The following is a 20,951-nucleotide window of genomic DNA, read 5'->3' on the forward strand; positions in this document are numbered from 1 at the left end:
CCCTGCCCTATATTCCTCCCTAACTTCTCACACTAAAGCTCCCTATTCTTGAAGACTCAGTTTCGAGACTTTTAATCCTGGTATGTTATTTAGAAAGTTTTAGGACTTAGAAAATCTATCGACTTGATTTGTCAGGAAAAGTCATGAAACAGAGACGGTCAAATGGCGGAAAAATACGTTTCTTAGTAGGATAATTCGCGTTTTCGACAAAGCTGACGAGCAATTATTCAATCTTGGAGATACTTTTCATAGATTAAATGTGATAAAATGAATAGAGAAATGAAAAACGGCATACGTACGCGCAGCAGCTCAGTAGCCTGCGGCGCTTTTTATGTTTCAAAATATAGGGTATATACAAATAAAACAGCGTATGCTCGATCGTATAAAGGTGGTGTCTGATCGTGTTACATCCTTTTGGTCGTTTGTTCGGGCTAGGGGACAAACCGGATTCGGATAATGACAACAATGAAGAAGAAGGCTACAACCCCGACGAGGTTGTACAAGTTCCAGTCGAACGCGTGCAGCCCAACCGTTACCAACCTCGAGCGATTTTCAACAACGAGAAGATTAGCGAACTCGCCCAGACGATACATACGCATGGGATGATTCAGCCGATCGTTCTCCGTCGGTTAAATGAAGAAGAATATGAGTTGATCGCCGGTGAACGTAGGTGGCGTGCCGTCCAGTCTCTGGGTTGGGAAACGGTCCCTGCGATTATCCGCGAGATGAATGATTCACAAACGGCCTCTGTCGCTCTTATTGAAAACTTACAGCGGGAAGAATTGACCGTTATTGAAGAAGCTGTCGCGTATGCGAAGCTTTTGGAACTGCATCAGATTACGCAGGAAGCCTTGGCGCAACGGCTGGGGAAAAGTCAATCGACCATTGCGAATAAATTGCGTCTTTTGAAATTACCGGAGTCTGTCCAACAGGCGGTTATGGATAAGAAGATTACGGAACGTCATGCAAGGGCTTTGATTGCTTTAAAAGATGAGGAGCAACAGGAAAAGATTTTAGCTGAAATCATTGAAAAGCAGTTGAACGTGAAACAGACAGAAGAGCGGATTGCTAAATTGAATGACCCGGCACCAAAGAAAAAGAAACCGAAGATGAAAGGCGTCAATAAGGATATGCGTATTGCGATGAATACGATACGCCAATCTTTGACAATGGTGACGGATACGGGAATCGATTTAGAAACGGACGAAGAAGATCACGACGATTATTACCAGATCACAATAAAGATTCCAAAAGGGAAGAAAAAATAGTAGCCTGAACGACCCATCTTGACTTATGTGGAGATGGGGCTTTTTTTAAGTCATTTTACCTAATGCTTTCAATAAAATGGTAGAATGATAAAAAAGATAGTGAGGCAGGTGACATCATGGGGAAAGTGATTTCAATCGCCAATCAAAAAGGCGGCGTCGGAAAGACAACGACGGCCGTCAATTTAAGTGCATGTCTTGCGCATTTGAATAATAAAGTCCTTTTGGTGGATATTGATCCTCAGGGGAATGCGACTAGTGGAATTGGTGTGGAAAAAGGAGATATGGATCGGTGTGTCTATGACGTACTCGTCGATGATGTGAAAGCGGATGATGTCAAGACGAATACGATTGTAACTAACCTTGATACCATCCCGGCAACTATTCAATTGGCTGGAGCGGAAATAGAATTGGTCCCGATTATTTCCCGGGAAGTAAAGTTGAAAAAAGCACTGGATGAAATTAAAAATGATTATGATTATATTATTATCGACTGCCCCCCTTCTCTCGGCCTTTTAACATTGAATGCTTTAACCGCCTCTGATTCCGTTTTAATCCCTGTACAATGTGAATATTACGCCCTTGAAGGCTTGAGCCAGCTTTTGAATACGGTACGCCTCGTTCAGAAGCATATGAACTATAATTTGATGATTGAAGGTGTACTTATGACGATGCTTGATGCCCGCACGAACCTCGGCATCCAAGTTGTAGATGAAGTGAAGAAATACTTTCGGGACCGTGTGTATCGATCGATTATCCCTCGGAATGTTCGTCTAAGCGAAGCGCCCAGTCACGGGAGACCAGCGATTCTTTATGATGCCAAATCACGTGGCGCAGAAGTATATTTAGATTTAGCAAAGGAAGTGATTGTGAATGCCGAAAGGGTTAGGTAGTAAAGGCCATGAGGCTTTAGGCGCTTTTTTCAACAACCAGACATCAACAGAAGAAATTCAACACGTAGCGATAAAAGACTGTCGTCCGAACCCTTATCAACCTCGCAAGCAGTTTGAACAAGAAGCTTTGGAAGAATTAAAACAATCCATTGCAGAACACGGCATCCTCCAACCTTTGATTGTCAGGAAGAGCATCAAAGGTTATGAAATTGTGGTCGGCGAGCGTCGTTTTCGCGCAGCGCAAAAAGCCGGTCTCACTCATGTACCTGCTATTGCCAGGGAAATGTCGGATGAACAAATGATGGAGATCGCTTTGCTTGAGAACTTACAGAGGGAAGATCTTTCTCCTATTGAAGAGGCAAAGTCGTACGAACAACTGATTGAAGAACTCGGTGTCACCCAGGATGAGCTATCTAAACGCTTGGGTAAAAGCCGCTCTCATATCGCCAACCTTATCCGTCTCTTGGCTTTGCCTAAAGCGGTGACAGATAAAATTAATAAAGGCACTCTATCCATGGGACATGGGCGTGCTCTATTGGGTGTGAAGGATCATGTTCTACAATTGGAGTTGGTGAAGAAAATTGAGGCCGAAGCTTTAAATGTGCGACAGGTGGAACGGTTGATCCATGACATGGCGAACCAGCCTTCGAAAAAGAAAGAGAAGAAACCTCGAGATATCTTTTTGCAGGAACGTGAGAAGAATTTGAAAGAACGCCTGGGGACAGGAGTGAAAATCCATAAAGGAAAACGTAAAGGGAAAATCGAAATCGAGTTCAAGAACAATGAAGATTTAGAACGAATTATCGATTTGTTTGCAGATAAAGAGTAAAAGCTGGAGATTTTAGAGATCTCTGGTTCTTTCTTTTTTATGGAACAATTCCTCTTTGCTCTCCTTGGAGAAATCAAGAAAAAGAAAAAGATAATGGAGAGATTGCAATGGTTTTATTTGGAGCGTTAGTTAACGGTTTGTGTATATTCGTCGGTACATTGCTAGGGCTTTTCTTCACAAAGATTCCGGAGCGGTACAAAGAAACGGTTATGAGCGGTGTGGGGCTTGTCGTCCTTTTAATTGGCCTGCAAATGGCGTTTGAAACAGAAAACATCGTCATCGTCCTGCTCAGCTTGCTTTCTGGTGCAATCATCGGTGAGGCGATCCATCTGGAAGATAAGCTTGAATACATCGGTCGCTGGATTGAAAGAAAATTTACAAAGCCCAATCAAACCTCAAGTGTTGCTCAAGGTTTTATTACCGCTTCGCTCATTTTTGTCATCGGTGCTCTCGCCGTGATCGGTGCGCTTGACAGTGGACTCCGTAATGATCATGAAGTGTTGATCACAAAAGCAATCATTGATGGTTTTGTCTCTCTTGTGCTGACGTCCACCCTTGGCATCGGCGTGATTTTTTCCATTATTCCCGTCGTCCTTTATGAAGGATCCATTGCCCTTTTAGCCACACAAATCAATAACTGGATCCCCCAGCATATGCTCGACCTGTTTATTATTGAAATGACGGCAACCGGTGGTTTGATGATTGTAGCCATCGGCCTGAATTTGTTGAAATTGACCAAAATCCGTGTGGCGAATTTATTACCAGCTTTACTTACGGTCGGCATCATTTTGACGATTGCCGAATGGTTTTAAGCGTCATTGAATGCTTTTTTTGAAGTTTGTGGAAGATGTTGTGAACGTGTGGAAAGGCTTCGTTTCCATATGAACCTGCTTCCTTTTCGCTTCAGTTAATTGGATAGCGGCCGCTACTTTTGCTGCCATCTGCATCACGACATGCAGTCTTGTATTCTGCAAGACCACATGCTCCATAAATCCACTGACATTGACCATTCCGCTAATGTGTAGTTGACCTACAGGCGGAAGGTCTTTTTTTAATGCCGATCCCGGGTTTAACGAACCTTTCCCAAGCACAACAGATCCGACTGATGATGATTTACCAAGGCATGCGTCAATCGCAAGAATATAAGGGCTCGGATGGTTTCTCCTGATTTCAGCTAATCGTTCCTTCAGATTCAATGCATGCAAAGGTTCCTCAAGTGTGCCATATATATGGAACGTTTCTAGTGCATGATCGTGGAGCATCGAACCCACCAAAGGCCCGAAGGAATCTCCTGTTGATCTGTCCGTGCCGATACAGGCGATTACGATATCTTTGGAAGGTGGAAGCCATTCTTGCAAGTAAGTGCTCAACAAATCGCTCATGGTTGGATCGTCGGTGTTTACGCGTTTCTCTTCTTTTGAAAACTTGTCCTTGAAATTCATAGCTTCTCCTCCAGACACATAGTAGTAACAGTATATAAGGTTGTCCGCGGTTCTATACGTGACAAATACATAGATGTGGAGGAACGGTCATGTTAAAAGCAGGGTTCAAGTGGATGTTCTTAATCATAGGGACAATGATTGGTGCCGGGTATGCTTCTGGAAGAGAGCTTTGGCAGTTTTTTGGACATGATAGCAGCTTGGCGATTCTCTTGTTCTCTCTCATGTTCATCTTTTCATGTAAAGCTATACTGGATATCAGTTTCAAGAAACAAACCGGGCACTATTTACCCGTTCTCCGGGCAGTTGTCGGTAAACACTTGACCGGTGTCTATGACTGGATGATCATCATTTATCTTTTTACAACGACCGTCATCATGCTGGCAGGAAGCGGCGCCACGTGGCAGGCTTTCAACTTTTCCTATCGAATTGGCGTTCTTGCTATTGTTATTCCTCTGATTCTTTTGTTCGTCTGGGATGTGAAAGGGATTGTCATCGTGAACAGCTTTGTGCTTCCCCTGCTCATATCAGGGCTTCTGTTCGTTTTGATTTTGTTTATCAGGGATCAACAGCTGTCTCTTTTTGGACATGTCCATGAGATGAGCAACTGGATGTCGGCTTTTCCGTTTACAGCGTTGAACATCCTTCCACTTATCGCTGTTCTAGGTGCCATCGGTAACCAAGTTCGAAACAAAGGGGAAATTTGGATTGCAAGTGTCGGCAGTGGGGTTATTCTTGGAGCGGTTTCTTATCTTTACAACAACAGCCTGATCCAAATATCGGAAGACATCATTTTGTATGAAATCCCCCTTTTCGCGATTTTAAAACATTACCCGTATGAAATGATGCTTTTCATGTCGCTCATGCTTTGGATCGCGATCTTTACAACGGCTGCCTCAGGGACGCTCGGACTTGTAACGAGATTCAGAGAATACGTGAGACAACCCCTTTGGATTCTGGCGATGGCGGTCATCGCTCTCATGCTTCCTTTTACATCATTCGGATTCTCGACACTCATTGAATATTTGTATCCGTTATACGGCATCCTGAACCTTTATGTTTTAGTTTCCCTTCTTTTATACCCCCTTCTTTCCCGATTCAAAATTCGCTAGAAACCTGTTAGAATAGATGTCATATTCATAGACGGAAACAGGGGGGAAAGCGGTGGCCGGGGCTACAAATGTAGTAGATGATGCGAAAACGGCGGTAGAGGATGCAAAAACGAAATGGGAGCAGGTGGTGGACTACGTTACGGGACCTGAGTTATGGTTTTCCGTAGCTTTCGGGGCGATTCGTATTGCTCTAATTTTATTGGTCTCCTTTTTAATCATTCGAATTGGAAGGAGAGTCATCACCCAGTTTTTTGCCAACAAAAGGCGCGGGCCTTTTCGGATTACTGAACGAAGAGAAGCCACGCTCAATAAATTGGTTTTGAACACAATGTCTTATGTTGTGTACTTTATGGCCTTCATCATGATTCTTGAAACGTTCAACTTTGAAGTCGGTGCTTTACTTGCCGGAGCTGGTGTGGCAGGTCTTGCCATCGGTTTCGGGGCGCAGAACCTTGTCCGTGATATTATTTCTGGTTTCTTCATCATTTTTGAAGATCAGTTCTCTGTCGGGGATTATATCCAGACTTCTGGCGTAGAGGGTTTTGTTGAGGAAGTCGGTCTCCGAACAACGAAAGTAAAGGCGTGGACAGGGGAAGTTCATATCCTTCCTAATGGGAATGTCACACAGGTGACGAACTTTTCTGTGCATAACAGCATTGCCGTCGTTGATGTAAGCATCGCTTACGAGGAGGACATTGAAGCCGCTGAAAAAGTGATTCAGGAATTATTGAAAGAAATGCCGCAACGATATGAATCGATGCTGAATGTCCCTGAACTGCTTGGCGTCCAAACACTTGGGGCATCGGATGTCGTCATGCGTATCATATGTGAAGTGAATCCAATGGAGCACTGGGCAATGGCCCGGGTGATCCGCAAAGAAGTGAAGAACAGACTCGATGCGGAAGGAATCGAGATTCCATTCCCTCGTATGGTGATGTATTCACGTGACGAAGAGCCGAACGAGCCTTTGGATCAAGGAGAAAAAGGAGGAGTTTCCTGATGGCTGATAAATCCTATGAGTTGAATGATATTGTTCAGATGAAAAAACCTCACCCCTGCGGCGAGAACCGTTGGAAGATCATCCGTATGGGTGCAGACATCCGAATTAAATGTGAGGGATGCGGCCACAGCGTGCTCGTACCTCGCAAGAAATTCGAAACGAAGATGAAAAAAGTTCTTGAGACAAGTGAGTGATCCCCTCCCCCTTCTGTAACTCGGAGGGGGATTTTCTTATGGGGATTTTTCATGTGAATTTATGAACAGAAAGTCTGGTCCATGTAGCTTGATTGTCGGTGCCTGGCACCCATACCCATACACCAATGTACCACACTCGGACGCCACTAACGTGCATTTGTGAGTATTTGAACAGGAAACCTGGTACTCATGGAACACTTGTGGGTACCAGGTACAGAACGAGAAAAATGCGTACCCGGTACCCTTCACCGGTTTTTCATACCGATACCAAAAAAGTTATTTGCAAACCAAATAAAAAGATCGTTCTTCTTCTCTTTCTCTATAAATATTGAATTGTTACTGTAGAAAAAGGAGTTATTTAGGAGAATTATCCGAAGCTTTCCCGTTTTTGCATAGGTTGTTATTTTCAAGTACAGAATCTATAATTAAGTGGACTAACATGCATGTATGTAAATCCTTAAGGAGTGAAAGTCTCATATGGCACTAACAGCAGGAATCGTAGGTTTACCGAACGTAGGGAAATCTACGTTATTTAACGCAATTACACAAGCAGGCGCTTTGTCTGCCAACTATCCGTTCGCCACAATTGATCCGAACGTCGGGATCGTGGAAGTCCCGGATAGTCGTCTGGATAAGTTGACCGAGCTTGTGAACCCTAAGAAAACTGTACCGACAGCTTTTGAATTCACAGATATCGCGGGAATCGTCAAAGGCGCGAGTAAAGGGGAAGGTCTAGGAAACCAGTTCTTATCCCATATTCGCCAGGTGGATGCGATTTGTCACGTGGTACGTGCATTTGAAGATGAAAACATCACCCACGTATCCGGTCAGGTCGACCCGATTACCGATATCGAAACCATCAACCTTGAGCTGATTTTGGCCGACCTTGAAACCGTGTCGAAGCGCATGGATCGTGTTGCTAAAATGGCACGTCAAAAGGATAAAGAAGCAGTTGCAGAGTATGCAGTGCTTGAAAAATTGAAAGAAGCATTGGAGGAGGAAACCCCTGCCCGTGCAGTCGAATTCAGCAGCGATCAAGAAAAGATCGTCAAAGGCCTTCATCTATTGACTTCAAAGCCTATCCTCTATGTGGCGAATGTAAGTGAAGATGAAATCGGTGAAGCAGATAACGATCGAGTGAAACAAATTCGCGAATTTGCAGCAAAAGAAAATGCAGAAGTCATCGTGGTTTGTGCCAAAATCGAATCTGAAATCGCTGAGCTTGATAGCGAAGAAAAAGAAGAGTTCCTTGAGGATCTTGGGATTGAAGAATCCGGCCTTGATCAACTGATCAAAGCTACTTACAACTTACTTGGGCTGGCCACGTACTTTACGGCTGGTGAGCAGGAAGTCCGTGCGTGGACATTTAAAGAAGGCATGACAGCCCCACAGGCAGCCGGTATCATTCACACAGACTTCGAACGTGGGTTCATCCGTGCAGAGACGGTCTCTTATGATGATCTCGTTGATGCAGGATCCATGGCTGTTGCCCGCGATCGTGGTCGTGTCCGTTTAGAAGGTAAAGAGTATTTAGTGAAAGATGGCGACGTTATCCATTTCCGTTTCAACGTATAAGCGAGGATCCTTCCGTTAAAAGGTTGTAAATCTTGGACAACTTTGATACAATACTAAATTGTGAGTAATTCAATGAAGATTACTCCTTGCTCCTTTGATAGAAAAGGAGCCGTCAAGTCCATAAGGAGGTGAAAACGGATGAGTAGAAAATACGAAATCATGTATATCATCCGCCCAGATATCGAGGAGGAAGCGAAAACATCTGTCAAAGATCGTTTCAGCAAAATCCTAACAGATAACGGAGCGGAGATTGAAGAAGTTAAAGAAGTTGGCAAGCGTCGTCTTGCTTACGAAATTAACGACTACCGTGATGGGATCTATGTAACAGTTGATTTCACAGGTACACGTGATGCAATCAACGAATTCGACCGTCAAGCGAAGTTCACGGATGATATTATCCGCCACATCGCTGTACGTGAAGATGACAAATAAGGAGTGGTTCTGATGTTAAATCGTGTCGTATTAGCCGGCAGATTGACGAAGGATCCTGATTTACGCTATACGCCAAACGGAGTAGCTGTCGCCAACTTTACTATCGCCGTAAACCGTCCATTTTCCAACAACTCAGGAGATCGCGATGCCGATTTCATTAACTGTGTCGTTTGGAGACGAGCGGCTGAGAACTTGGCTAACTTTATGAGTAAAGGTAGTCTTGTCGGTGTTGACGGACGCTTACAGTCCCGCAGCTTCGATAACCAAGAAGGTAAGCGTGTATTTGTAACAGAAGTTGTTGCAGATAGCGTGCAGTTCCTAGAATCCAAAGGTGCTTCCCAAGGTGGCGGTAACCGTGGAGGTTCAGGATTCCAACCAAATCAGAATCAACAACCATCAGGAAACAACTTCGGTTCTAATAACAACAATAATAACCAACGAAATGACGACCCATTCGCAGATAATGGGGAGCCAATCGATATATCAGATGATGATCTACCATTCTAAATAGAAAGGAGTGAATGCTACATGGCACGTCGTGGACGCGGAAAACGTAAAAAGGTGTGTTTCTTCACAGCTAACGGAATTACACACATCGACTTTAAAGATGTGGATTTGCTAAAACGTTTCGTCTCTGACCGTGGAAAAATTCTTCCTCGTCGAGTAACTGGAACGTCTGCAAAATATCAGCGTAAATTGACGAAAGCGATCAAACGCGCTCGTACAATGGCCCTACTTCCTTACACTACAGAGTAAGAGTAGCGTCGCAAACCCCTTGATAGCTCTCATGAGCCCTCAAGGGGTTTTTTATATGTTTATTTCTTATTAATGAATATGCAGGATTGTGGAAGATTTGATTTCGAGACTTTTGTTGGAGTTAAGGGCGGAGGGAAACAGTTCGCTTTCCGTGGGCGAGTGATGAGCCTCCTCGAGCTATTCCCCGCAGCCCCATCCACTCAAAAACATCTCGAAACTGAGTCTTCAAGAATAGGGAGCTATTACGCAACAAATAATTTTCCCCTGTTGAAAAAACACGGCTGCTTCTCCAAATTTGGAAAAGCAGCCGTGTTTTTTATATTATTTGAGTCCCATTAAGGCTCTCAGCTCTTGTCTGTTCGTCAGCAAGTCTTCCAGTGTATATTTATCTAGTACGCTTAGAAAAGCCCGTAAGGCTTCGTGAAGGACGCCTTTCAGCTTACATGCCGGGGTGATGACGCAATAGTTGGTGGCACAGTCAAAGCATTCGAGCAAGTGAAAATCGTCTTCCATAGCACGGACAACGCTTCCTATGTTGATGTCTGCTGGGTCTTTCGCCAGGCGGATGCCACCGGAGCGTCCCCGGAGGGTTTCAATCAACTCTAGTTTATTCAACTCGTGGATGATCTTCCCTAAATGATTTTCGGATATGTGAAATACCTCGGAAATCTCTTTTTTATTCGCAAGCTCGCCATCTCGTTTCGATGCAGTAAAAATCAGAACTCTCAGAGCATAATCGGTGTATTTCTTGAGACGCATCTATTCTAACCCTCATTTTTGTTTTTTTATTATCTTATCATAATCCGTCCTGGCTGTCTTACATGGGAATGTTTTGTATTCTGTCACAAAAGATGTATTTTAAATATTGCTTTTGCATGGGGGAACTTCTTATAATAAAGATGTATATAAAATACATCAATTAATAAAAGGGGTTTTTAAGTATGTCTACGAAGGCGACTGAAATTCTCGATCAACAGACGATAAAAACGATTAAATCAACCGTTCCTGTACTAGCAGAACATGGAGAAGCGATTACGAGTCACTTTTACAAGCGGATGTTTGAAGATCACCCAGAGTTGAAAAATATTTTTAACCAGACACACCAGCGTGCGGGGGATCAGCCAAAGGCGCTTGCCAATACGGTTTATGCAGCTGCTCAATACATTGATCAACTCGAGGTCATTTTGCCGCGTGTTAAACAGATTGCCGAAAAGCACCGTAGTCTAAACGTAAAACCGGAACATTACCCGATTGTAGGAGAATACTTATTAAAAGCCATTAAAGAGGTCCTTGGGGATGCGGCTAACGATGACATTATCGAAGCGTGGGGAAAAGCTTATGGTGTCATTGCGGATGCTTTTATTGGGGTGGAAAAAGAGTTGTACGAGGAAGCAGAACAGCAAAAAGGTGGCTGGACCGGCTACCGCTTATTCGATGTGGTAGATAAGGTTAAAGAGAGTGAGGAGATCACCTCTTTCTATTTGGAACCAAAAGACGGAAAAGCATTACCTACGTACAAACCTGGTCAGTATTTAACCATCAAGGCAGAAATCCCAGGGGAAACCTATACGCACCTTAGACAGTACAGCCTTTCTGATGCCCCGGGAAAATCATACTACAGAATTAGTGTTAAAAAAGAAAAAGGGCTCTTGAATCACCCTGATGGCATGGTTTCTTCCTGGTTACATGATCAAGTGAACCCTGGGGATTCGATCCCTGTTAGTGCCCCAGCAGGCGACTTTTATTTGGATAACCATAAGCGGCCACTTGTTTTAATTAGTGGTGGTGTAGGTCTCACTCCTTTGATGAGCATGTGGAAATATGCGGAGAAGGCCCAGCCGGATCGACCGGTTCATTTCATTCACGCTGCTAGAAACGGCCGTGTTCATGCGTTTAAAGAGGAAATTGAAAATTCGAAACCGGGGACGGCTCATCTCATTTACGAAAAGCCTGAGGAGAGAGATGTGTTGAAAGGACTGCACAAATCAGAAGGCTATATTACGCTTGATTGGCTGAAGACGGTTGTTCCTGAGGATGCGGAATTTTACTTCTGCGGACCAGAAGGGTTCATGAAGGCTGTTTATGGCATGCTGAATCGTTGGGGTGTTCCTGAAGATCGTGTTCATTATGAGTTTTTTGGACCTCAAGGAGAGTTATAAAAAAGAGGCGGAATCACATTGTGATTCCGCCTCTTTTTTTATCAGGACAAATTCCCATAAGCCCCTTAGTCTTTGTCTTTTATGAACAGGAAGGGGCCACGGGCTGCAGGCGCTGATCGAATTTGTTGATTTGCCCCATGAACCCTTGAATGACTGGACCACTGAACAGCGTAATCATTACAGTCCCTATGCCGATTGCCCCGCTGAAGATGAAAGCAAGAATTACAAGAAGGATACTGATGAGTGCCCTCGAGATAGATACGTTCCAACCTGTGAGTTTACTGACAACGAGCATCATCCGGTCGAATGGGTTCGGGGCGAAGTCTGCTTGAAGGTTAAGCGCAATACCGAAGCCTGCAATGATCATTCCAGCAACAAGGCAGATCATTTGCGTCCAGAATACATCCGGATGAATTGTATCGCGGATCGTGAAGACCCAAAAATCGATACCGATTCCTGTTAAAAGAGATGTGGCTAAAGCAAGGAGCTCTGGTCGTCTCTTTTCTGCAATGGCATTAAATACGATCATGCTGAAACCGACGACGATCTCCCAACTCCCGATCGTCAATCCGAACGTCCGGTGCAGACCGACGAGAAGAGCATCAAAAGGAGACGTACCTTGTGCAGACTGGATGGTCAACGCGATGCCAAGGGTCATAATCATAATGCCTACCGTATAATACATCGTCCTCATATAGATGCGCTTCATGTCCATCCACTCCTTTCTTTTTTTCATACCTTAGGAGACTATATCGTGAATAGACGGGAAATTTCAAGGCTATGAATGTAAAAAAACGGCAGGGAATATCCCTGCCGTTTGTGTGATTCGTTTATTCTTCTACATAAGCCCACTTAAATTCAAATTCTGGACCTGTGGCTGTTGTGAAGACACCTTTGATGGTTGGACGGAACAGTTGAGCTTTTGCATCCTGATAGATTGGAGCTACCGCTTGATCTTCTTCTAGAAGTAGTTTTTCAGCTTCCAAGAATGTTTCATAACGTTTTTCAGGCTCTTGAGCATACTCGCCGTTCGCCTTTTCGATCAACGCGTCATATTCTTCGCTGGAGTAGCCCATGTTGTTGTTCTGACCATCTGTAAGGTACATGTTCAAGTAAGTGTTCGGATCAACATAGTCTGGACCCCATGTAGCAGCTTCCATTTCGAATTCGCCTTCGTTGTCACGACGGACACGTTCTTTAAATGGTACTTCCATCAAGTTGATGGTCACGCCTTCAAGGTTTTCTTCCAATTGGTTCTTGTAGTAGGCAAGAACGTCTTTGGAAGTTCCTGTATCATCACCAAGAAGTTCGATTTCAACAGAATCGGTACCTAGAGCTTCCAGGCCTTTCTGCCAATGTTCTTTTGCTTTTTCAACGTTATATTCTACCAACGGACCTTGAGCTTCACGGAAGTCTTGGTCACTGTTCGGCATAGATACAAAGTTTGATGGAACATAGCCTTCTGCTGGTACAGATCCATCATTTAAAATGACGTCAACGAGAGACTGACGGTCGATTGCGTATGAAATTGCTTTACGAATGTCTGCATTCGCAAGAGCTTCATTATTCTCCTGGTTGAACTTGAAGAAGTATAAGTATGGTTTTTCCGCAACGTTGAAAGCGTCGCTCGTGCGGTACTGGTCGACGAATTCAGCGTTCAGTTCTGTCTGATCAATCTCACCAGTGTCATAAAGGTTGACCCCTGTAGAAACTTCTTTAATTACTTTTGCATTGATCGTCTCTAATTGAACAGTGTCTGCATCCCAGTACGTATCACTTTTCTCAACAGTCCAGCCTTCGCCGTGGTTCCACTCCGTCATTTGGAATGGGCCGTTGGAAATCGTGTATTCAGCTTCTGTAGCGAACTTGTCGCCCTGCTCTTCTACAAACTTCTGGTTCAAAGGCATGAACGTAATGAATACCGTCATGGATTTGAAGTATGGGACAGGTTTTTCAAGTTCGACAACAAGAGTTTTATCATCTTTTGCTGTAGCGCCAAGGTCTTCAAGTTCTGCTTCGCCATCACTGATCGCTTGGGCATTTTTAATGATGCCTCCAAGGAAGTAAGGACCGTACTCAGAGCCAACCTCTGGGTCGACAGCTCTTCTCCATGCATATACGAAGTCTTGTGCGGTAACAGGGTCGCCGTTGGACCATTCCGCATCACGCAATTTAAATGTCCATGTTAGTCCATCTTCACTCACTTCAGAGCTTTCTGCCATTCCGTCTACAAGCTGGCTGTTCTCATCCAGGCGATAGAGCCCTTCATAAGTCTCCCCAGCCCACTGGAATCCGACAGAATCTGTGATAAGAGATGGATCCATGCTAGGGATCTCACTTTTCGCTGTTACGGTAATTTCCTGATCTCCTGAAGCTTCTCCCTCGTCTGACTGTTCAGTTGTTTCTTCAGATGTTTCATCCGTGTTTTCTTCACCTGTGTCTGTTGATGTTTCGCTGTCTCCCCCGCTACAAGCTGCAAGGAACAGTGCGAACATCAGTGCCATTAACACCAATAGATGCTTTCTCAAAGTGAATTCCCCCTATTTTTAATTTTCTAAAAATAATTACTTTTTGAATTATACAGATAAAAAAGAAAAAAATCAAAGTCCTTTATTCGATAAAAATAAGAAAAAAACGTCGATAAACGGAATTTTCTAATTTAATTGACAATGGTTCTTTCTTTGATAGGATTAGAGAATATCATTGCTTTTCTAAAGCATAAAAGGATCTATGGAGAAAAGTGAATCACTGAATATAGAGGAGGTTGAAGGAAGTATGAAACGTGAATGGGATTTGTTGCACACCCCTGGTCCGACGCCGATTCCACCGAGTGTAGAGCGGAGCATGAATCAACCGATGATTGGTCACCGTGGAGGGAAGGCCAAAGATTTAATCGATGCTATTGCTCCTAAGTTGAAGCCGGTGTTCGGGACATCGGGTGAGGTGCTTGTCGTTACAGGGAGTGGTACATCTTCTTTGGAGGCATCTGTTGTAAACACGACCAAGCCCGGGGAAAAAGTGATCGTGGTGGTCGCTGGAGCATTCGGAGATCGTTTTGCCCAAATATGTGAGACGTATGAATTGGATGTGGTACGCGTTGAGGTTCCATGGGGGAAAGCAGTCGAGGTTGCCCAAGTGGAAGAAGCTCTTCAAGAACATCGCGATACGAAGGCCGTATTCCTTACCCACTGTGAAACATCGACAGGTGTCATGCATCCGGTGGAAAAAGTCGCTGAACGTGTGAAATCTATGAGTTCCGCACTTGTGATCGTCGATGGGGTTTCTTCTATCGGGGGCGCTGAAGTGAAAATGGATCAGTCTGGAATCGATATCTTAGTTTCAGGTTCACAAAAAGCGATGATGCTTCCTGCGGGACTTGCGTTTTTGGCTGTCGGAGCACAGGCCTGGTCTGTCATTGATGAAAATCCGCGTCCTCGTTTTTATTTAGATTTACGGAAATACCGTCAACAGCTTGAAGGAGGCCAGACCCCTTTCACACCTGCTCTTTCCCTTCTTTTCGGTCTCCAGCAGGTCCTTGAATTGTTGGAAGAGGAAGGCTTAGATCGGGTTTTTGAACGGCACCAAACAATGAAGGAAATGACACGGGACGCTTGTCGTGCTCTGAACCTGCCTTTGTTGGTCTCTGACGAAGATGCTTCAGCGACCGTAACATCGATCCGACCAGAATCCTTTGAGGCAGAACAACTCCGAAAAGTGGCGAATGAAGAGTTCGGGCTCATTTTAGCTGGCGGACAGAAGCATATGAAGGGTGAAATATTCAGGATTGGACACATGGGATTCTGCCGTCCTGCCAATGTTCTTCAATATATAGGAATTCTTGAAATCGTCTTGAAACGCTTAGGTCATGAATTCGAACCGGGAGCGGGTGTGGCAGCTGCACAAGCCGCTTATTTGGAACGTACAAGGGAGGAATAGAGATGCACCGCGTATTAATTAGTGATCCACTGAGTGAAGATGGAATCAGACCTCTATTAGAGGCGGAAGATATCGAAACCGTCATGAATCCGAACCTATCTCATGAGCAATTGTTGGAGGAAATCGGATCGGCAGAAGCGCTGATCGTAAGAAGCCAGACGCAAGTGACAAGAGAAGTCATTGAACATGCCCCTCATTTGAAGATTATCGGTCGTGCAGGGGTAGGGGTCGATAATATCGATCTTGATGCGGCAACGGAAAACGGCGTCATCGTCGTGAATGCTCCAGATGGGAATACGATCTCGACAGCCGAACACACGATGGCGATGCTCATGTCATTAGCTCGGAACATCCCGCAAGCTTATCATCAACTCCAGCAAAAGCGCTGGGAACGTAAAAAATTCGTCGGTGTTGAGTTGAAAGATAAAGTGCTCGGCATTGTCGGGTTCGGTCGGATCGGTCGAGAAGTCGCCCAGCGTGCTAAAGGTCACCGCATGAAAGTGATCGCGTTCGATCCGTTCCTAAATGAAGAAAAAGCTGAAAAAGCAGGAGTCACGCATGGGTCATTAGAGGAAGTCCTCAAACAGGCAGACTTCCTGACTGTTCATACCCCTCTGATTGAAAAGACGAAGCATCTGATCAATGAAGAGGCCATTGCCATGATGAAGACGGGAGCGCGTATATTGAATTGTGCCCGTGGAGGTATTGTTGAAGAAAATGCGCTTTATGAAGCAATCCAATCAGGGAAGATCGCTGGGGCTGCGCTTGATGTCTTTGAAGAGGAGCCTGCGACAGAGCATCCGCTGCTATCCTTGTCGGAAGTGATTGCCACCCCTCACCTCGGAGCAAGTACGATTGAAGCACAGGAAAACGTCGCGACGGACGTCAGCTTTGATGTGTTGGAACTATTGCGTGGAGGTACAGTGAAGAACCCGGTTAACCTGCCTTCCGTATCATCAGAAATGATGGAGAGGCTCTCTCCTTACTTTAAGCTCTCTGAACGTTTGGGCGCTTTTTTATCAAAAGTGGTTGAAGGCACACTTGAGCGTGTGAATGTCTACTATAGTGGCGATTTACTTGAAGTTGATACGATGCCACTCACACGAATCGCCGTCAAAGGGATATTGAAACGCCATATCGGTGAACGTGTGAATGATGTCAATGCGTTCAAAACAGCTTCTGATAAAGGGATCACGGTAAATGAGCAGAAGTCGACCCAAACGAAAGGTTTCACGAACTTGATTACCGTTGAAATCGAGACAGATCAGGAAAAACGCAGCCTTGCCGGTACGCTGTTGAACGGTTTAGGTGCACGTATCGTCCAGTTTGATCAGTATTCCATTGATGTTGTTCCAGAGGGTCATCTCGTCGTTATTCGCCACACCGACCAGCCAGGTGCGATCGGTCGCGTGGGGAGTTTACTTGCCGAACATGAAATCAATATTGCAACCATGCAGGTTGGCCGTACGAATGAAGGTGGAGAAGCTGTCATGGTGCTGACAGTAGACAAACCGGTTGAAGGGAATTGTAACGATAAGCTTGCTCAGATTGCAGATATCAAAAAAGTACAGTGTTTGACCATTTAATGATATCCAGACTTGAGTTGCTCATCCGAAAATCCGTGATTACTTAATAGATGGAAAAGACAAACCTCGACAGGTTTGTCTTTTTATTATGGAAAAAAGCGATGGCATTTTATTATTTTGTAATACCTAGAACAGAAGCTTTGACTTTGAGACTTTCTCTTGTTAAATTTAATCCCGACTAAACACATAGACTTTATGGGGAGGGTATATAATGAAGGAAAACAGAACAGAGATTTCATCTGGTCGTAGGTTTTTATTCCGTATTTTAGATGGCATCGAATGGCTGGGGAACAAGCTTCCGTCTCCATTGTTGCTGTTTGCTATATTAGCATTTATCGTAGTTATTATTTCGGGAATCTTTGCCGGTGTATCTGTCACGAATCCGACGACAGGAGAAGCCGTAGAGGTGAAAAACCTTTTCAGTTTGAGTGGACTGAATTATATATTCAACAGTGCGGTCGATAACTTTATCGGGTTTCCACCGCTTGGCGCTGTCCTTGTGACCATGCTCGGCATTGGTCTTGCTGAACAAACAGGTTTGATTAATGCTTCCTTGAAGGGAATTGTGTTTTCCTTTCCTCAAAAATTGTTGACAGCCGCTCTAGTTTTTGCCGGAGTCATGTCCAGTGTGGCGGTCAACGCCGGTTATGTGGTACTTCCACCACTTGGAGCTGTCCTTTTCTTAGGACTTGGGCGGCACCCACTTGCTGGATTAGCTGCCGCCTTTGCGGGTGTGTCTGGTGGGTTTGGTGCCAATTTAGCTCTCACGTCAACTGATGCCATCCTACAGGAGTTGACTGCTGAAGCGACACGTACGATTGACCCTGCTTATGCAGAAACGATTACGGTCACAATGAACTACTTCTTCGCAGCTGTTTCTGTCGTTCTAATTACGTTTATTGGTACGCTCGTAACTGAAAAAATCGTAGAACCGAGACTTGGTAAATATGAAGGTGAAGAGGAAGGGGAAATCGACGAACTGACCTCTCTTGAGAAGAAAGGGATGCGTTTAGCTGGAATAGGCTTTATCATTACATTTGCTCTCATGGCCTACTTATCTTTCGGTCCGTTGCGTGGAGACGGGGCTTATATTGAATCCCCGTTTTTTAGTGCCTTGGTATTCGTCATTTTCCTATTATTCCTGGTCCCAGGTTTGATCTATGGAATCGTTACAAAAGAGATTTCCAATGATAAGGACCTGACCAAGCTTCTTGGGAAAACAATGGCAAGTATGAGTGGCTATATCGCTCTTGCCTTTACGGCAGGTCAGTTTATCGCGTATTTCCGTGAAACGAATTTAGGGACTGTCATCGCATTTCGGGGTGCAGACTTTTTGAACTCCACAGGGTTTGATGGCATCGGGCTCATCTTAACGTTTATTGGACTGACGATGGTCGTCAACTTCTTTATTGGAAGTTCTTCAGCCAAATGGACGATTTTAGCTCCGGTATTCGTTCCCATCATGATGAATCTCGGCTATTCTCCTGAGTTTACGACATTGCTCTATCGAATCGCAGACTCTGTGACGAACATGATAACACCGTTGCTTCTCTATTTCCCGGTCATCATCGCGTTCGCTCAGCGCTACGATAAAAAGCTTGGGATTGGAACACTCATTTCCATGATGATTCCATATTCCGTTGCCTTCTTATTTGGCTGGTTGCTGCTGTTACTCGTTTGGGTTCTCCTAGGAATCCCTGTAGGACCTGGCGCGCCTATTCAATACTAATGGAAAAAGCTCAACGTCGGTGTGACGTTGAGCTTTTTTCTGTTTGTTTTGAACCCATCTTTTTTTCGGGGCCGAACCGTTTTTTGAAAACGAGGTCAGCCAATGGGGTGCAACTGACGCTTGCGGTTGGAGAAAGTATGAACTTCTGTATAACCGACGGATTTTGCAAGATCGATCGCTTCTTCATAGCGGTACCCGATGTGGTCCGGTTTGTGGGCATCCGAGCAGAGAACGATTCCAACACTTTCATCTTTACACATTTGCAGAAGCGTAGGATCTGGGTAGAGTTCTCCAACGGGCTTTCGCAAGCCTGCCGTACTGATTTCAATGCACGTGTCTGTTTTCGCGAGGGCTTTCGCTGCACGTTTGTATTGTTCCTGCAAGAACTCTTCATCACCTGGACGGTAGCCGAACACTTTGATGACATCGATATGTCCGACAAAATCAAAAAGGCCTGACTCTGCAAGGGTGACGACACGGTCAAAGTATTGTTGATAGACATGTTTTAAATCCCGTTTTTCATATTCATCCCGATAAATGGCAAGGTCAATGCCCCATTCATCGATCCAGTGGACGGAACCAATTACATAATCGAAAGGACGGGAAGAAATAAAGGCTTCCATCTCTTTTTCTTTTCCTGGCATGTAATCCATTTCAATGCCCATCTTGATCGGAAGTTCTGCTTTGGCTGCTTCATCAAACATCTTTTGATAGATTTCAAAGTCAAGCGTACGACGGTTCTCCACCCATGGGTTGGAGAGTATGTCGCGTGTTTCCTGAAAGAAATACGCATGTTCAGATATACCTAATTCTTCGATTCCTTCTTCTTTCGCCTTTGTTATGTAGGTTCGTAGGTAGTCGACATCAAGGTTTCCTGTCTCCGCCATATGGACATGGTAATCAGTTCGCATGTGCGCCCCTCCTCTATCGAATTTTATTCATCATAACAAACATCAGAAAAAATCACCAAGAAGAAGCGGATGGAAGCATTTGATACGAGAAGTATGAGGGGGTGATATGTTAAAATAGGGAGGTTAAGACAAGCGCGATAGAAATAGAGGTGCTTTATCAATCATGAATGACACAAAGAGGTTGACGGAAGGGGCTTTAATGACCGGCCTATATCTGCTATTGTTATTGGTAATCATTTTTGTGCCGGTTATGGGACCACTACTATTAATGATCCTGCCTGTTCCATTTGTTTATTATAGTTTTCGTTATGGTGGAAAAGCAGGGGGCCTCATGTTTGTGGCCGCCACCATTTTCACACTCTTATTTGCGACCTTATTTACAGTTTTTACCTTGCTGGCCGGAATTGGCGGGCTTTTCTTAGGAATCGCTTTGCATCACAAACGTTCTTCCTATGAAGCTCTTGCCATTGGGTCTGTTGGGTTTGTCATCGGTCTTCTAGGAATTCTCTTAATCACGCAACTCTTTCTTGGCGTCAATTTAATGGAAGAACTGCAAAGCGGGATGAACCAGGGGTACGGTACTTTTGAAAGGATTTTCTCCGGTCTTCTCGATGGAGAAGAAGTAGAAACGGACTTGGCTGAGATCGGGCAATTGATCGATTTCATCCCGGATATTGTCCCGAGTATATTGGCGATGAGTGCTATGATGATGGCTTTTGTCAGCCAATGGACGACCTATAAACTGATCAATCGCATCGAAAATCAGTCCATGGGATTCGCGGATTTTAAGAACTTCAAGCTGCCGACATCGATATTATGGTATTACTTTATTGCGATGATCTTGAATTATGTCACGATGGATGGCAATGATCTGATTTATTTAGCTGCCGTGAATGTATTTATTTTGACGGGAGCACTGATCGTCCTGCAGGGATTCTCTTTCGTCTTTTTCTATGCTTGGAAGAAAAAGTGGTCGAAAGCTATACCGATTCTTGTGGTTGTATTTTCCATACTTCTTCCACAAATCGTCATGTATCTTGTAAGAATAATCGGTATAATTGATATAGGATTTCCGATGAGGGACCGTGTGGAAGAAAAGAAAGAATGATCGCTCTCAAGAAGATGGTAGGAGCTG

Annotated in this window: 21 protein-coding genes; 16 read left to right on the forward strand and 5 right to left on the reverse strand. The window is 44.4% G+C overall.

Annotated features, from left to right (window positions below):
• Window positions 1-401: 401 nt before the first annotated feature.
• The 4 genes from noc to GLV98_RS14505 all read left to right on the forward strand — a co-directional run bounded on the left by noc (window position 402) and on the right by GLV98_RS14505 (window position 3,799).
• The gene (noc, locus tag GLV98_RS14490; protein WP_160916488.1) at window positions 402-1,268 is read left to right on the forward strand and encodes a nucleoid occlusion protein; all 867 of its coding nucleotides are present in this window, start codon (window positions 402-404) and stop codon (window positions 1,266-1,268) included.
• 116 nt (window positions 1,269-1,384) lie between these two features.
• Window positions 1,385-2,158 (forward strand): ParA family protein, encoded by a 774-nt coding sequence (locus tag GLV98_RS14495; protein ID WP_160916490.1) that lies wholly within the window; start codon window positions 1,385-1,387, stop codon window positions 2,156-2,158.
• On the forward strand, window positions 2,139-2,987 hold the full coding sequence (locus GLV98_RS14500) for a ParB/RepB/Spo0J family partition protein (protein WP_160916492.1): 849 nt from the start codon (window positions 2,139-2,141) through the stop codon (window positions 2,985-2,987). Before GLV98_RS14495 ends, GLV98_RS14500 begins: the two co-directional genes overlap by 20 nt.
• A gap of 107 nt (window positions 2,988-3,094) precedes the next feature.
• Window positions 3,095-3,799, forward strand: a complete 705-nt coding sequence (locus GLV98_RS14505) for a DUF554 domain-containing protein (RefSeq protein WP_160916495.1) — start codon at window positions 3,095-3,097, stop codon at window positions 3,797-3,799.
• A gap of 3 nt (window positions 3,800-3,802) precedes the next feature.
• Here the strand turns inward: GLV98_RS14505 and yyaC are convergent, their stop codons facing one another.
• Window positions 3,803-4,429, reverse strand: a complete 627-nt coding sequence (gene yyaC / locus GLV98_RS14510) for a spore protease YyaC (RefSeq protein WP_160916497.1) — start codon at window positions 4,427-4,429, stop codon at window positions 3,803-3,805.
• Between the two features lie 89 nt (window positions 4,430-4,518).
• Between yyaC and GLV98_RS14515 the strand changes: the two genes are divergently transcribed.
• From GLV98_RS14515 to rpsR, 7 genes are all read left to right on the forward strand, one after another.
• Window positions 4,519-5,538: a YkvI family membrane protein gene (locus GLV98_RS14515; RefSeq protein WP_160916499.1), complete on the forward strand. Its 1,020-nt coding sequence runs from the start codon at window positions 4,519-4,521 to the stop codon at window positions 5,536-5,538.
• A 52-nt stretch (window positions 5,539-5,590) separates the two neighbouring features.
• Complete coding sequence (locus GLV98_RS14520; RefSeq protein WP_160916501.1) at window positions 5,591-6,538, forward strand: mechanosensitive ion channel family protein; 948 nt, start codon at window positions 5,591-5,593, stop codon at window positions 6,536-6,538.
• Entirely contained in the window at window positions 6,538-6,732 is a 195-nt protein-coding gene (locus GLV98_RS14525) for a DUF951 domain-containing protein (protein WP_089650710.1), read from the forward strand. The genes GLV98_RS14520 and GLV98_RS14525 overlap by 1 nt, the downstream gene beginning before the upstream one ends.
• Before the next feature lie 477 nt (window positions 6,733-7,209).
• Window positions 7,210-8,307 (forward strand): redox-regulated ATPase YchF, encoded by a 1,098-nt coding sequence (gene ychF, locus GLV98_RS14530; RefSeq protein WP_160916503.1) that lies wholly within the window; start codon window positions 7,210-7,212, stop codon window positions 8,305-8,307.
• Window positions 8,308-8,445: 138 nt separating this feature from the next.
• Complete coding sequence (rpsF, locus tag GLV98_RS14535; RefSeq protein ID WP_089650708.1) at window positions 8,446-8,739, forward strand: 30S ribosomal protein S6; 294 nt, start codon at window positions 8,446-8,448, stop codon at window positions 8,737-8,739.
• 12 nt (window positions 8,740-8,751) lie between these two features.
• Window positions 8,752-9,246, forward strand: coding sequence for a single-stranded DNA-binding protein (ssb, locus tag GLV98_RS14540; RefSeq protein ID WP_160916505.1), 495 nt, complete (start codon window positions 8,752-8,754; stop codon window positions 9,244-9,246).
• A gap of 21 nt (window positions 9,247-9,267) precedes the next feature.
• Entirely contained in the window at window positions 9,268-9,495 is a 228-nt protein-coding gene (rpsR, locus tag GLV98_RS14545) for a 30S ribosomal protein S18 (protein WP_115822996.1), read from the forward strand.
• 321 nt (window positions 9,496-9,816) lie between these two features.
• Here the strand turns inward: rpsR and GLV98_RS14550 are convergent, their stop codons facing one another.
• Complete coding sequence (locus GLV98_RS14550) at window positions 9,817-10,254, reverse strand: Rrf2 family transcriptional regulator (protein WP_160916507.1); 438 nt, start codon at window positions 10,252-10,254, stop codon at window positions 9,817-9,819.
• 182 nt (window positions 10,255-10,436) lie between these two features.
• On the opposite strand from GLV98_RS14550, the gene hmpA reads away from it, so the two are divergent.
• Entirely contained in the window at window positions 10,437-11,654 is a 1,218-nt protein-coding gene (gene hmpA, locus GLV98_RS14555; protein ID WP_202410069.1) for an NO-inducible flavohemoprotein, read from the forward strand.
• 79 nt (window positions 11,655-11,733) lie between these two features.
• Here the strand turns inward: hmpA and GLV98_RS14560 are convergent, their stop codons facing one another.
• Both GLV98_RS14560 and GLV98_RS14565 read right to left on the reverse strand, forming a co-directional pair.
• A complete protein-coding gene (locus tag GLV98_RS14560) occupies window positions 11,734-12,363 on the reverse strand; it encodes a YczE/YyaS/YitT family protein (protein WP_160916509.1) in 630 nt (209 codons plus the stop codon).
• 121 nt (window positions 12,364-12,484) lie between these two features.
• Window positions 12,485-14,158 (reverse strand): peptide ABC transporter substrate-binding protein, encoded by a 1,674-nt coding sequence (locus tag GLV98_RS14565; RefSeq protein WP_394219350.1) that lies wholly within the window; start codon window positions 14,156-14,158, stop codon window positions 12,485-12,487.
• A gap of 271 nt (window positions 14,159-14,429) precedes the next feature.
• Here GLV98_RS14565 and GLV98_RS14570 point away from each other — a divergent pair, with 271 nt between their 5' ends.
• The 3 genes from GLV98_RS14570 (at window position 14,430) to GLV98_RS14580 (ending at window position 18,905) form a co-directional block, all read left to right on the forward strand.
• A complete protein-coding gene (locus tag GLV98_RS14570; RefSeq protein WP_160916513.1) occupies window positions 14,430-15,590 on the forward strand; it encodes a pyridoxal-phosphate-dependent aminotransferase family protein in 1,161 nt (386 codons plus the stop codon).
• Between the two features lie 2 nt (window positions 15,591-15,592).
• Window positions 15,593-17,176 (forward strand): phosphoglycerate dehydrogenase, encoded by a 1,584-nt coding sequence (gene serA, locus GLV98_RS14575; RefSeq protein ID WP_160916515.1) that lies wholly within the window; start codon window positions 15,593-15,595, stop codon window positions 17,174-17,176.
• A 211-nt stretch (window positions 17,177-17,387) separates the two neighbouring features.
• Window positions 17,388-18,905, forward strand: coding sequence for an AbgT family transporter (locus GLV98_RS14580; protein WP_160916517.1), 1,518 nt, complete (start codon window positions 17,388-17,390; stop codon window positions 18,903-18,905).
• Window positions 18,906-19,000: 95 nt separating this feature from the next.
• On the opposite strand, the gene GLV98_RS14585 is transcribed toward GLV98_RS14580, so the two are convergent.
• Window positions 19,001-19,816: a histidinol-phosphatase HisJ family protein gene (locus GLV98_RS14585; protein ID WP_160916520.1), complete on the reverse strand. Its 816-nt coding sequence runs from the start codon at window positions 19,814-19,816 to the stop codon at window positions 19,001-19,003.
• Window positions 19,817-19,979: 163 nt separating this feature from the next.
• On the opposite strand from GLV98_RS14585, the gene GLV98_RS14590 reads away from it, so the two are divergent.
• Window positions 19,980-20,924, forward strand: coding sequence for a YybS family protein (locus GLV98_RS14590; RefSeq protein ID WP_160916522.1), 945 nt, complete (start codon window positions 19,980-19,982; stop codon window positions 20,922-20,924).
• Window positions 20,925-20,951: the final 27 nt, after the last annotated feature.

Source organism: Halobacillus litoralis (assembly GCF_009856415.1).
Lineage (GTDB): Bacteria > Bacillota > Bacilli > Bacillales > Halobacillaceae > Halobacillus > Halobacillus litoralis_C.